At 67.1% G+C, this 12774-nt stretch carries 12 protein-coding genes and 2 tRNA genes; 11 read left to right on the forward strand and 3 right to left on the reverse strand.

Going from position 1 to position 12774, the window contains the following annotated elements:
* From ACQKJZ_RS14590 to ACQKJZ_RS14625, 8 genes are all read left to right on the forward strand, one after another.
* A partial coding sequence (locus ACQKJZ_RS14590; RefSeq protein WP_427731842.1) for a rod shape-determining protein occupies positions 1 to 394 on the forward strand: 394 nt, incomplete at its 5' end.
* 24 nt (positions 395 to 418) lie between these two features.
* A complete protein-coding gene (mreC, locus tag ACQKJZ_RS14595; protein WP_427731844.1) occupies positions 419 to 1288 on the forward strand; it encodes a rod shape-determining protein MreC in 870 nt (289 codons plus the stop codon).
* Complete coding sequence (locus ACQKJZ_RS14600; RefSeq protein WP_312487730.1) at positions 1285 to 1809, forward strand: rod shape-determining protein MreD; 525 nt, start codon at positions 1285 to 1287, stop codon at positions 1807 to 1809. The genes mreC and ACQKJZ_RS14600 overlap by 4 nt, the downstream gene beginning before the upstream one ends.
* A gap of 2 nt (positions 1810 to 1811) precedes the next feature.
* Positions 1812 to 3881 carry a penicillin-binding protein 2 gene (gene mrdA, locus ACQKJZ_RS14605; protein WP_427731846.1) on the forward strand — a complete coding sequence of 690 codons (2070 nt, stop codon included), beginning with the start codon at positions 1812 to 1814 and terminating at the stop codon, positions 3879 to 3881.
* Positions 3878 to 4990, forward strand: coding sequence for a rod shape-determining protein RodA (gene rodA, locus ACQKJZ_RS14610; protein WP_427731848.1), 1113 nt, complete (start codon positions 3878 to 3880; stop codon positions 4988 to 4990). The genes mrdA and rodA overlap by 4 nt, the downstream gene beginning before the upstream one ends.
* A 95-nt stretch (positions 4991 to 5085) precedes the next feature.
* A tRNA-Lys gene (locus ACQKJZ_RS14615) sits at positions 5086 to 5161 on the forward strand.
* A gap of 82 nt (positions 5162 to 5243) precedes the next feature.
* The gene (locus ACQKJZ_RS14620) at positions 5244 to 5606 is read left to right on the forward strand and encodes a DUF6481 family protein (protein ID WP_427731850.1); all 363 of its coding nucleotides are present in this window, start codon (positions 5244 to 5246) and stop codon (positions 5604 to 5606) included.
* On the forward strand, positions 5603 to 6274 hold the full coding sequence (locus tag ACQKJZ_RS14625) for a spermidine synthase (protein ID WP_312491092.1): 672 nt from the start codon (positions 5603 to 5605) through the stop codon (positions 6272 to 6274). The genes ACQKJZ_RS14620 and ACQKJZ_RS14625 overlap by 4 nt, the downstream gene beginning before the upstream one ends.
* Before the next feature lie 31 nt (positions 6275 to 6305).
* Here ACQKJZ_RS14625 and ACQKJZ_RS14630 read toward each other — a convergent pair whose 3' ends face one another.
* Positions 6306 to 6482, reverse strand: coding sequence for a DUF4169 family protein (locus tag ACQKJZ_RS14630; protein ID WP_427731853.1), 177 nt, complete (start codon positions 6480 to 6482; stop codon positions 6306 to 6308).
* Complete coding sequence (locus ACQKJZ_RS14635; protein ID WP_427731855.1) at positions 6482 to 7906, reverse strand: phospholipase D-like domain-containing protein; 1425 nt, start codon at positions 7904 to 7906, stop codon at positions 6482 to 6484. The genes ACQKJZ_RS14630 and ACQKJZ_RS14635 overlap by 1 nt, the downstream gene beginning before the upstream one ends.
* A gap of 232 nt (positions 7907 to 8138) precedes the next feature.
* Between ACQKJZ_RS14635 and ACQKJZ_RS14640 the strand changes: the two genes are divergently transcribed.
* The 3 genes from ACQKJZ_RS14640 to ACQKJZ_RS14650 all read left to right on the forward strand — a co-directional run bounded on the left by ACQKJZ_RS14640 (position 8139) and on the right by ACQKJZ_RS14650 (position 10934).
* Entirely contained in the window at positions 8139 to 9578 is a 1440-nt protein-coding gene (locus ACQKJZ_RS14640) for an NAD-dependent succinate-semialdehyde dehydrogenase (RefSeq protein ID WP_427731857.1), read from the forward strand.
* A 569-nt stretch (positions 9579 to 10147) separates the two neighbouring features.
* Positions 10148 to 10223, forward strand: a tRNA-Lys gene (locus ACQKJZ_RS14645).
* Positions 10224 to 10280: 57 nt separating this feature from the next.
* Complete coding sequence (locus ACQKJZ_RS14650) at positions 10281 to 10934, forward strand: hypothetical protein (RefSeq protein ID WP_427731859.1); 654 nt, start codon at positions 10281 to 10283, stop codon at positions 10932 to 10934.
* A gap of 1 nt (position 10935) precedes the next feature.
* Here the strand turns inward: ACQKJZ_RS14650 and ACQKJZ_RS14655 are convergent, their stop codons facing one another.
* Positions 10936 to 12543 carry a S10 family peptidase gene (locus ACQKJZ_RS14655; protein WP_427731862.1) on the reverse strand — a complete coding sequence of 536 codons (1608 nt, stop codon included), beginning with the start codon at positions 12541 to 12543 and terminating at the stop codon, positions 10936 to 10938.
* Between the last annotated feature and the right edge of the window lie 231 nt (positions 12544 to 12774).

A 12774-nucleotide genomic window follows, 5' to 3' on the forward strand; every position in this document is an offset into this window, starting at 1 on the left:
GACCAAGCAGGAAGTCGGCATCGCGCGTCCGCCGGCGGACGGCATCGGCGTGACGATCCAGATCAAGGGCCGCGACCTGGTCAACGGGGTCCCGAAGGAAATCTCGATCAACCAGGGCCAGATCGCCGAGGCGCTGTCGGAGCCGGTGGCGACCATCGTCGAGGGCGTCCGTGTCGCCCTGGAGAACACCGCGCCCGAGCTGGCCGCCGACATCGTCGACCAGGGCATCGTCCTGACTGGCGGCGGCGCGCTGCTCGAAGGGCTGGACGAGGTGCTGCGCGACGAGACCGGCCTGCCGGTAACCGTCGCGGAGGACCCGCTGACCTGCGTCGCGCTGGGCACCGGTCGCGCACTGGAAGACCCGATGTATCGCGGCGTCCTGCTGAACGGCTAACCTCCAGCATAAGGGGACCGGCGCATGGCGCCTGCCCGCGACCGTCGCACCGGGTTTTCGCGACGGCGGCAATATGGAGCCTTCCTGGCCTATGTGCTCGCGGTGGCGGGTGCGGTGGTGGGCGCGGTGCTGCTTGTCGCATCGACCTTCAACCCGCCCGCCTTTGCCGCGTTGCGCATGACGCTGGGCAGCGTGACGGCGCCGATCTCGGGCGCATTCGTCGCGGTCGGCGATGCCGTCAGCGGCGTGCCCGACACGATCGGCCATTATTTCTTCGTCCATTCCGAAAACGAGCGGCTGCGCGCCGAGCTGGAACAGTCGCGCAAGCTGCTTCAGACCGCGCGCACCATCGCCTATGACAATCGCCGCCTGCGTCGATTGCTGGCGATCCGCGACCGCACGCCAGATACCGTCGCCGTCGCCCGGCTGGTCAGCTCGACCGGGCAGAGCGGCCGGCGCTTCGCCTTGCTCAACGCCGGCCGCTGGCAGGGCGTATTGCCCGGCATGGGCGTGCGTGGCCCCGAAGGACTGGTCGGCCGCGTGACCGAGGCCGGGCCGGCGGCGGCGCGTGTGCTGCTGTTGACCGACCCCGAAAGCATCGTCCCCGTGCGTCGTACGCGCGACGGTATGCCCGCCATCGCGGTCGGGCGCGGCGACGGCACGCTGGATGTCCGCTCGGTCATGACCAATGTCCGGCTGGCCAAGGGCGAGCTGTTCGTGACCTCGGGCACGGGCGGCCTCTATGCGCCCAACATCCCGGTCGCGCGTATCCAGACCGCCGGCGGCGATGTCGCGATCGCCAAGCCGTTCAGCCATCCCGACACGCTCGATTTCGCGATCGTTCAGCGTGCCTTCATGCCGATGCCGCCACCAGCGCCGGCACCCCGGCCGTGACCCTCGACCATTACAACCCCTTCGACCCCGGACTGCCCCCGTCACGCGCCCGCGCGCTGCCGTGGCTGACCGTGATGGCCGGTTCGCTCGTCGCCATCGTGCCGGTGGTGGCGATCGTGCCGTTGCAGCCGCCCGCCGGCCTGTTGATGCTGCTCGCCTGGCGACTGGTCGCGCGCTATGCGCTCCGGCTATGGGCGGCGGCGCCCCTCGGGCTGTTCGACGATCTGCTGTCCGGCCAGCCGCTCGGCTCGGCCGTGCTGCTATGGTCGCTGACATCGCTGGCGATCGACCTGTTCGAGCATCGGCTGGTGTTCCGCGATTTCTGGCAGGACTGGCTGATCGCCAGCGGCGCGATCGCCTTCTGCCTGATCGCGGGGCGTTTCATCGCGGTGCCGGTCGGTGCGCAGGTCGATGCGCCGCTGGTCGTCCAGATCGCGATCACCATCCTGCTTTTCCCCATGGCGACCCGGCTGGTGGCATGGATCGATCGCAAACGCGGACGCAATGAGGTAGGGGTCTGAGCATGGATCGCCCCGGCCGGATCATGACCGAGGCCGCCCAGGCCTATAGCTTCTCACGCCGCGCCTTCGTCCTCGGCGCGGCGCAGGGCGCGGTCGGCCTGATGCTGGCCGGCCGTATGGCGTGGCTGTCGATCGCGCAGAACGAGAAGTATAATCTTCTCTCCGAGAGCAACCGCGTCAACACGACGATGATCCCGCCGCGCCGGGGCTGGCTGATCGACCGGCACGGCACGCCGATCGCCAACAACCGTACCGACTTTCGCGTCGACATCATTCCCGACCGGTTGGAGGACAAGGACCGGGTGCTGGGCCTGCTCCGCCAGATCCTGCGGCTGGATGACGAGGCGATGGAGCGCATCCGCCTCGACCTGGAGCACGCCGCCGGGTTCCAGCCGGTGCAGGTCGCCGAGCGGCTGGACTGGGACCGGTTCGCCGCGATCAGCGTGCGCCTGCCCGAACTGCCGGGCGTCCAGCCGACGCGGGGCTTTGCACGCTTTTACCCCGCTGGCCCAGCGGTCGCGCACCTGACCGGCTATGTCGGCACGCCGACCGCCGAGCAATTCAAGGCGACGCACGACCAGCTGCTCGTCACCCCCGGTTTCAAGCTGGGCAAGGACGGGCTGGAAAAGATGCTGGAGCCCTATCTGCGCGGCAAGCCCGGCGCCAAACGGGTCGAGGTCACCGCGCGCGGCAAGGTGGTGGCCGAACTCGCCACCCGTCCCGACGTGCCCGGTCGCAACATCCGCCTGACCGTCGATGCGGGGTTGCAGGAATATGCCGCGCGCAGGCTCGGCACCAATTCTGGGTCGGCGGTGGTGCTCGACTGCCGCACCGGCGAGACGCTGGCGATGGTGTCGATGCCCGCTTATGACCCCAACAGCTTTTCGGACGGGATCAGCCATCTGGAATGGGCGATGCTGTCGGACAACGACCATGTGCCCTTGATGAACAAGGTGACGCAGGGCCTCTACCCGCCCGGCTCCACCGTCAAGCCGATGAACGGGCTGGCGCTGCTGGAGGCCGGCGTCGGCGCGAACGACCGGGTATTGTGCACCGGCGCGATGCGGGTCGGCACCGGCGTCTTCCACTGCCACAAGCGCGGCGGGCACGGCGCGCTCAACCTGAAGGGCGCGATCGAGCAGAGCTGCGACATCTATTTCTACGAAATGATTCGGCGCATGGGATATGACCGGATCGCGCCGATCGCGCGCCTGGTCGGGCTGGGCCAGAAATTCGACCTGCCGCTCAACACGCAACGTTATGGCACCGTGCCCGATTCGGCGTGGAAGCTGAAGAAATACAAGACGAAATGGACCGTTGCCGATGGCCTGAACGCCTCGATCGGCCAAGGCTATGTGCTGGCCAATCCGCTTCAGCTGGCGGTGATGGCGGCGCGGATCGCGTCGGGCCGGCATGTCCAGCCCAGCCTGCTGGCATCGCAGGTCCACCTCGACGCGCCCGCCCTGCCCGTCGCGTCCGAACATCTCGCGGTGGTACGCGACGCCATGTTCGGCGTGGTCAACCAGGGTGGCACGGGCGGTGCGGCGCGCATGCTAGTGCCCGGCGTCAGCCTGGCCGCCAAGACCGGTACCGCGCAGGTCCGCCGCATCACCATGGCCGAGCGCCGCATGGGCGTCTTGAAGAATGGGCAACTCCCCTTCAAGCTGCGCGACCACGCGCTGTTCGTCTGCTTCGCCCCCGCCGACAATCCGCGTTATGCGGCAGCCGTCGTGCTGGAGCATAACGGGCACACCGTGCGCAATCTCGACACGCCGCTGATCGGGCGCGACATCATGACCTATCTGTTCGACCGCGACCGTGCGCTCGCGTCGCTGGCGCAAGACGAGCCGACCTGGGGCGGCGACATCATGACGCGGATGCGCGCCGAGGAGGCCGCCTACCGCGCCGCGCAAGCGCCCAAGCCCGCCTCGGTCGCGACCAAGACCGATGCCGGCGCCGCGACCGACGCGCCGGCGGTGGAGGCGGCGACCAACGTCGCCGACGCCCAGGCCGAGGCGATGGCGACCGGCCCTAGCGAACCCCGCACCGACGCGACGGACCCCAATCCGTGAGCGGCCCCCGCATCATTCCCGAACCGATCGCGCAGCTGCCCTGGCGGGTCATCCTGCTGGTCATGGCGATCGGCTGTTTCGGGCTCATCGTCCTCTATTCGGCCGCCGGCGGCTCGCTGACCCCCTGGGCCAAGCCGCAGGGGGTGCGCTTCTTCGTGCTGCTCGCCGGATCGGTGGTGCTATCGCGGCTGCCGCTCGATCTGTGGCGGCGGATCGCGATACCGGGCTATGCGGTACTGGTCGTCGCGCTGGTACTGGTGGAACTGCTCGGCGCGGTACGTGGGGGAAGCCAGCGATGGCTGGATGTCGGCTTCATCCGGCTGCAACCGTCCGAATTGATGAAGCTGTTCATGGTTCTGGGCGCGGCGCGCTTCTATGAATTGATGCCGCCGGCCGAGACGCGGCGCTTTTCGGGCATATGGCCGGTCGCGGCGATGATCGCCGTGCCCGCCGCACTGGTCATGAAGCAGCCCGATCTGGGCACCGCGCTGATGATCTGCGCGGGCGGTGCGACCGTCATGTTCCTGGCGGGTGTGCCACTTCGCTTGTTCATCGGCGGTGCGATCGGGCTGGCGGTGATGGCGCCGCTGGCGGTCAACTTCCTGCTCCACGATTATCAGCGCAACCGCGTGCTGATCTTCCTCGATCCCGAAAGCGATCCGCTGGGTACCGGCTATCATATCAGCCAGTCCAAGATCGCGATCGGATCGGGCGGCATCTGGGGCAAGGGGTTCCTGAACGGTACCCAGAGCCATCTCGACTATCTGCCCGAGGGGCATACCGATTTCGTCTTCGCCACCATGGCGGAGGAATGGGGTCTGGTCGGCGGCTGCCTCCTGATCCTGGCCTTCCTGCTCGTCATCCGCTGGGGCCTGAACGTGGCGCAGGCCGCGCCCAACCGTTTTGCCCGCCTGACCGCCGCCGGCCTGTCGACGACCATCTTCATCTATATGATGGTCAACCTGATGATGGTCATGGGCCTGGCTCCGGTGGTGGGCATCCCCCTGCCGCTGGTCAGCTATGGCGGATCGTCGCAGATGACGGTGCTGTTGTGCCTGGGGATCATGATGGCGATCGACCGGGAAAATCGGCGTTCGACCCGCTGGTAGGCAAAAAAGCATTTGCAAAGATCGGCAAGGGTGCTAAAGGCGCGCCTCCCGATCGCGAGGCGGGTTGCCGGATCGGCGCCACCGTCGCGACCTATGGACGCATAGCTCAGTTGGTAGAGCAGCTGACTCTTAATCAGCGGGTCCTTGGTTCGAGCCCAAGTGCGTCCACCAGTTTCTCCAACGGCTCCGCGAATGATCGCGGGGCCGTTGTGCATTGGGGCCATATGGCCCCCTCCAGCGGGATAGATGATTGATGGCAGGCTATAAGGTTCCCGGTTTCTCCGATCGTGCAGCGGCGTCGCGCGATGCCAAGGCGGCGGCGCTGGACCGCATGCGCAACAAGGCCGCGCCCGATCCGGCGGTAGTCGCTGCCCGCGCGGCCGCACGTGAGGCCAAGGCGGCGGCCGAGGCCGAGCGCCGTGCCGCGCACAAGGCCGCGATCGAGCAGGAAAAGGCCGCACGCGAAGAAGCTCGCGCCAAGGCACGCGCCGAGGCGGAGGCCGCAGCCGAAGCGGCGGCCGCCGCCGCACGTCCGCCGGTTGTCCCCACCGCCGCCGAGCTGAAGGCGGCGCGTGACGCGCGCTATGCCGCGCGCAAGGCACGCCAGGGCAAATGACCCCGCGCGAGCTGCTGGGCGTTGCCGAGGTGCCCGGCGGCGAGCCGTTGCGATTATTCCGCCGCGGCGGCGACTTCATGATCGTGCTCGACCGCAACGAGCTGATGAGCACGCGGATGAGCGGCTCGGAGGTCGCGCTCGGCACCATGACCTGCGACCGGCTCGGCGACCGGCCGGCGCCCCATCTGTTGATCGGCGGCTATGGCATGGGCTTCACGCTGCGCGCGGTGCTGGCCCGGCTGGGGCCGAAGGCGCGGGTGACGGTGGCCGAACTGGTGCCCGGCATCATCGAATGGGCGCGCGGACCGATGGCGGCGCTGACCGATGGCTGCCTGGACGATCCGCGCGTGACGCTGGCGATGGGCGATGTCGGCAACGCCATCTATGCGGGTCGTGGCGAATATGACGCGATCCTGCTCGATGTCGACAACGGCCCGGACGGGCTGACCCGGCCGGCCAATGACGGCCTGTATTCGGCGCGTGGATTGGACGAGGCGCGGGTCGCGCTTCGTCCTGGCGGCGTCCTGGCCATTTGGTCCGCCGCGCCGGACCCCGTCTTCACTCGGCGACTGGGCCGCGCGGGCTTCGCCGTCGACGAGGTCAAGGTACGGGCGCGTGAGAATGGCAAGGGCGCGACGCATACGATCTGGTTCGCAACGCCGCGTTGATGGTCACGCTTCCGGGTGAGGAGGGTGGCCCTCAATTCTCCCGTTTCGCGCCGTCCAGTTCCTTGCGCAATCGCTCCTGCGCGGCCGCATCGCGCTGCTTCTCCGCCTTGGTTCGCCCGAAGCGTGCGCGGTTCTCACCCGCCTTTTGCTCGGCGGCCCGGCGCGCCAGCCCCTTGCGCGCCTGACGGAAGTTGACGACGTCTCCCATCACCGCCTCCGCAAGCGCCGGAACAGCCCCTTGCGCTCGCTGATTGCCTCGAACATCTCCTCGGGGCCTTCGGGGTCGAGCACCTCATGGTCGGCGAGCCATTCCTCGACGCTCGACAGGTCGGGTATCTCATAGGGCCGGAGCGTTCGCCCCCCGCCCTCGCGCAGCACCTCGACCGTGGCGATCAGCGAGCCGGTCCGCGCGAAGGTCTCCGTGACTTGCGCGGGCGGCAGTCCGAGATGTTCGGCCATCAGGTCGTCGCGAATGGCCGCGATCCGCTGTGCCGCCGCGCTGTCCGGCTCGACCGCCAGCGCCAGGTCACATTCGGTGTCGAGCCGCATCGAGCGGTTGTTCAGGTTGGAGGACCCCAGCCGGAACACACGGTCGTCGGCGATCAGGATCTTGGCATGGCAATAAATCGCTTCGCCGCCGGCGGTGAACGGGTGATAGAGGCGCAGCCGGCCGTGACGGTCCCGCCGCCGCAGCGCCTCCATCAGGCGCGCGCGCGCCGTATCCATCGCGATCGGCTCCAGCCAGCCTTGCGCGGTGAGCGGGTTGATGATGACGAATTCGGGGCCGTGTTCCTCGTCCAGCCGGCGCGCGATCGCCTCGGCCACGCGGCGCGAGGCGAAATACTGGCTCTCGATATAGACGTACCGCTCGGCGCGCGCGATCTGCGCCAGGAACAGCGCCTCATTCTCGTGAACCGGCGTCTGGTCGCCCATTTCCGGCATGGTGCGCGCGATCGCCACCTGCTGGTCGAGAAAGTCGGGCTCCAGCCCCTCGGGCCAGCAGCTCGCCCCCGGCACGGCCGGGGCCATGGGCTTGCCGCCCGCCGCGCGCCAGCGCTCGCGGAACAGTTCGCCCAGCGCCTGGGTGATCGGCCCCTCGACCGCACTGATCGCGTCGTGCCAGGGTTTGTAGGGCTGTCCGCCGGGACGCTTGCGACCGGGGTCGTCGTCGCGGTGCTCGCGCGTGTCCCAGCGGTCGCCAGTCATGTCGATGCCGCCACAAAAGGCGAACTGGTCGTCGATGATGACGATCTTCTGATGATGCGACGCCGCGATCGGGTGATGACCTTCCAGCTTGGTATGGATGCGCTTATGCGCCATCCACTTCAGCACCGTGAAGACGGTGCGCCCCCGAAACATCGACTTGATCGCACCGGTGTCCCAGCGCAGCAGGAAAATCTCCAATTCGGGCTGCCGCTGTACCAGCGAATAGATGAAGTCGCCCAGCGGCTCGTTCGGCGCCTCGTCATGGTCGAGCACGATCCGTGCGTCGAAATCCCACCCGATCAGCAGGATCCGCCGCTGCGCCTTCGCCATCGCGCGCCGTGCCAGCCGGAAATAATTTTCGGCATCGACGATCACGGCCATGCGATCGGCCCGCTCGATCCGCCAGCATTCCTGTCCGACCCTCAACGCAATCTCCCCGGTTGCCGGCCGCCTCCATGCCCGTGGGGAACCCCGCTGGCAAATGCCCAAACACCGAAGCCCCACGATCGGCACCGGCAGACCGGAAAAAGGCGTCGGCCACGATATTCGTGGACGACCGCGATCAGGCCCCACCCTAGCCCGTACCGGGGTTGCATCCCGGCGACGCAAGACCGATCTGCGGCCCGCATCATCGCCTGAACATATGGAAAGGACGCGTATGACCGCCCAGCAATTTGACGTGAAGAACGGCCTGTACATCGCCGGCGAATGGCTGGGCGCGCAGGGGCGCGAGACCCAGGCCGTACTGAACCCCGCCACCGGCCAGTCTCTGGGTGATCTGCCGCTGGCGACCGCGGCCGACATGGAGCGTGCGCTGGAGGCCGCCGCGCGCGGGTTCGAGGCATGGCGCAAGACCGCGCCGCAGGAACGCGCCGCCGTCCTGCATCGGACCGCCGCGCTGGTGCGCGAACGTGCCGAGGAGCTGGCGCGGCTCGCCACGATGGAAGAGGGCAAGCCGATCGTCGAGTCGCGTGGCGAGGTCGCCGCGACCGCCGCGCTGCTCGATTTCCATGCCGGCGAGGCGGTCCGCATCTATGGCCGTGTCCTGCCGCGTCCCACCGGCACCCGCTCGCTGGTGCTGCATCAACCGGTCGGGCCGGTCGCGGCGTTCTGCGCGTGGAACTTCCCGGTGATGAACCCGGTCCGCAAGCTTTCCCCCGCGATCGCAGCGGGTTGCTCGGTGATCCTCAAACCCAGCGAAGAAACGCCGGCCAGCGCCATCGCCATCATGCGCTGCTTCCAGGACGCCGGCCTGCCCGGCGATGTCGCGCAGCTGGTCTTCGGCGTGCCCGATGCCGTCTCGCGCCATCTGCTGGCCTCGCCGGTCACGCGCAAGCTCAGCTTCACCGGCTCGGTCCCGGTCGGCAAGCATCTGCTGAAGCTGGCGGCCGATACGGTGATGAAGTCGACCATGGAGCTGGGCGGTCATGGCCCCGTACTGGTGTTCGACGACTGCGATCTGGACAAGACACTGGACCTCCTCGTCACCCACAAGTTCCGCAATGCCGGCCAGGTCTGCGTCGCGCCGACCCGCTTCCATGTGCAGGAAGGGATTTACGAGCGCTTCGCCAAGGGCTTTGCCGAGCGCGCCGCCGCCCTGAGGATCGGTGACGGTCTGTCGTCGGAGACCCAGATGGGTCCGATGGCGAATCCGCGCCGCCCGGAGGCGATCGGCGCGATGATCGAGGATGCGGTGCGGAACGGCGCGCGCAAGCTGACCGGCGGCGAGGCGAAGGGCGGCGACGGCTTCTTCTTCGCCCCCACCGTGCTGGCCGATGTGTCGCTCGACGCCAAGGCGATGAACGAGGAGCCCTTCGGCCCGATCGCGCTGATCCGCCCCTTCGCCACCACCGAGGACGCGATCGCCGAGGCGAACCGCCTCCCCTTCGGCCTGGGCGCCTATTGCTTCACCGAGAATGGCCGCCGCCAGAACCAGCTGGGCGACGAGATCGAGGCCGGCATGATCGCGATCAACACCGTGCGCCTCAGCTGGGGTGACGCGCCGTTCGGCGGGGTCAAGGAAAGCGGCTATGGTTCGGAGGACGGCCCGGAGGGCATCGCCAACCATATGATCACCAAGGCGGTTCATATCGCCTGACCGCGACCGCATGACAGGGGCGTCACCGCGATCGGTGGCGCCCCCCTGCCCTTCGCTTCGGCTGATGCCCCCGGGTTGATCGACACGGTTTGTGCATCGGGCATGATGTGCTGTCTGACCGTGGGCGACGCTGGCACTTGGAGGTCGCGCTCGGCCAGCGGCTGATCGGCCAACCGTGTTTCCCCGAGGAAAAATGGCGTGGAGCGTGCGCCAGAACCGCCTTCCCAGATTCGCTGCGTCAGACCGACGATCTGGAATGAACCTCCCCTCCCCCTCGGCGATGTCCATGCCCTGCGAGCGGACGGATGTTTTCCGGCCGGGCACCAATACGGATAGGGCAGCAGCAGCCGTGAAAACTATGCCACCGCGTTCGCCGACCAGCGCGAACGACCGCGCCATATCCGCCAGCGTTTCACCGTCAACTATCGAGCAGCAAGCGACCGGGATCGGCGCGTGATCGCGATCGCAAGAAAAATGTCAAAAACCCTCTTGGCAGGCCGGATAAGCTCCGCTAACAGCGCGCCACCAGCCGGGGACATCGCTTCCCCGCCTTGCCGCAGACCGGCAATGGACGCATAGCTCAGTTGGTAGAGCAGCTGACTCTTAATCAGCGGGTCCTTGGTTCGAGCCCAAGTGCGTCCACCACTTACATCTTTCGCAATGCCTCGCGTCGACTAAGCTCTCGGTATGATTGCCGATAGCATGCCCAAGCTGGCCTACCTGCTGACGACGGTCGATTGGCTCGACGTAGTGCGTACGGCGGCGTCGGTCGTCACCGCCTGCCTGGCATATGTCGCGCTCAAAAATTGGCGACGGCAGGACAAGGCAAAACGCGAAGCCGAATTCCTGGATGCGCTGATCGAAGCGACCCACGCGTTCATCGTCGACATGGCGAAGCCCGTTACGATGGTCGAAATGGCCCGGATCGGCATGCGTAGCCATGGCGACGATTGGGATAATCAGGACGAGAATGGCGCGATCGCGCACGGCGCCGTCGCTTACATCGATGCATGGGGCGAGCGGGATTCCAAACGCCTATTCGACGCCCTCAACGAGGTTCGTCCCGGCGCGATACGATTGCGATCGTTGGGTACGAAGGGCCAGGTCTTCGAATTTTCGAACTACCGGGCCTGCCATCAAGCCATCACCAGCCTGGTCTGGCAGTTCGATCGGATCGAGGCGTTCGCCGGCATGATCGGTTCGACGTCGTGGAATTGGCGCAACCCCCATGTCCGGGCATCGCTGGACAAGGTACTGACGATCACGCCGGGCGACCTACAGCAGCATTTAGGCAGCGGAAATGTCGCCGTCCTGACCTTCGCCCAGACGACCTACCGGACGCTCTACCGGCGCTAGCCTACCGCGCCCCCTGCCCCGAAGGCGGCACCGGCGGGATTGGCGACTTCGCGTCGCTGACCGCTTCGTCATACCAGCGTGCCAGATCGGCCTTCATGCTCCGCAGCGCATCGGGGTTCAAATAGGTCATGTGCCCGGCCGGGTAATAAGTGAAGCGCAGGTTCGCCTGCTGCGCCGGCTCCAGCATCATGTGGCCCAGGTCATTCTCGGTCCCGAAGAACGGCGTCGCCATGTCGTAATAGCCGTTCATCGACAGCACTTTGAGATACGGATTGGCGCGCATCGCGGCGGCCAGATCGATCGCGGTGTTAGGGTTGTTCTGCGACCCGTCCAGCGCCTTGTGTTTCCAGTTCCACGTCCATCCCGCCGCATCGCGTGCCGACAGGCGGTAGGGCAGCTCGGTCTTGTAGCCGAGCGTAGATTGCAGATAATCCTGGAAGGACGCGATATAAGCGCCTGAAATCGCGTCGGATGAAGCATCGGTTTCGGGCCGCTCGCCGGCGGCGTCGGTATCGATGCCCAGATAGCGCGAGTCGAACCGACCGACCGTGCGCGCCTGCCCGCGCAGCAATTCCTTTTGAAAGCGCGGCAGGTCGATACGCAGGTTCGCCCGCTTGATGAAGTCGGGCGACAGGCCGATCAGCCGGCTCATCTGCTCGGCGATCTGGTCGCGCTCCTGGGCCGAGATCGACTGGCCCTTGGCGAGGGCCGACATGTACGGCCCGACCGCGAAGGCGCGCGCCTGCGCCACCACGGTCGCGACATCGGCGGGGCGATCGGTCAGGCGGTTGTGATACCAGGCGGTCGCGGCATAGCTGGGCAGGTAGTTCAGATAGACCTGATCCAGTCCCGGCTGACGATAGCCGTAATTCATGATCGAGCTGAGCAGCACCACGCCGTTCAGCGCCATGCCCCGCTCCTGCAACTGATAGGCCAGCGCGCCCGAGCGCAGCGTGCCATAGCTTTCGCCGAGCAGGAATTTGGGGCTCATCCAGCGGCCATATTTGGTGACGTATCGTTGGATCGCGCCGGCGAAGACATCGACATCCTCGTCGACGCCATAGAATTGCGCGGGCTTCATATCGCCCAACGGGCGTGAATAGCCCGAGCCGATCGCATCGAGAAAGACGAGGTCGGTCTTGTCGAGCAGGGAGTCCGGGTTCGGCCCGACATCATAGGGCGCCGGCCGGACGAATTCGGGGCTGGTCGTGCGGATGCGGATCGGTGCGAACGAGCCCATGCGCAGCCAGAAGGAGGGCGAGCCCGGCCCGCCATTATACAGGAACGTCACCGGGCGCTTGGTGCCCGGCTTCACACCGTCGAGCGTATAGGCGGTGTAGAACATCGAGGCGGTCGGCTTGCCCTCGATATCGCGCACGGTCAGCGTGCCGGCGGACGCGACATAGGGATAGCTGCGCCCGCCGATCGTCACGCTGTCGCGGTGGCGGACCTCGGCTTCCTCCAGCGGTGCGCGCGCCCAGGCCGCTTCCGCCTCGGCCTTGGCGGCCTCAACATGCGAGCCGCCCTTCTTATCGCCATCCTCCTGCGCGGCCAGCGGGGCGGTCAGGGCGGTGGCGGCGAGGAGAAGGACCAGCGTGTTACGGATCACGAAAGCGCTCACGATTGAATGACGGGAGCGTCATGGTTCCCGCGTTTCGGCATGCGAGACAAGGGGTTGTGGGGTTTGGGTGGGCAATTTTCCGGGCCACACAGCGTCGACGCCACCCAAAGCCCCCTCCCTCCGTTCAGCCTGAGCGACGTCGAAGGCCAAGGGACGGCATCATGGCCGACCCTCACCCTTCCCACGCGTCTGCGACGCGCCTCCCTCCCTCTCCCGGTG

It is taken from the genome of Sphingomonas sp. NPDC019816 (assembly GCF_050274375.1).
In the GTDB taxonomy this organism is placed as follows: domain Bacteria; phylum Pseudomonadota; class Alphaproteobacteria; order Sphingomonadales; family Sphingomonadaceae; genus Sphingomonas.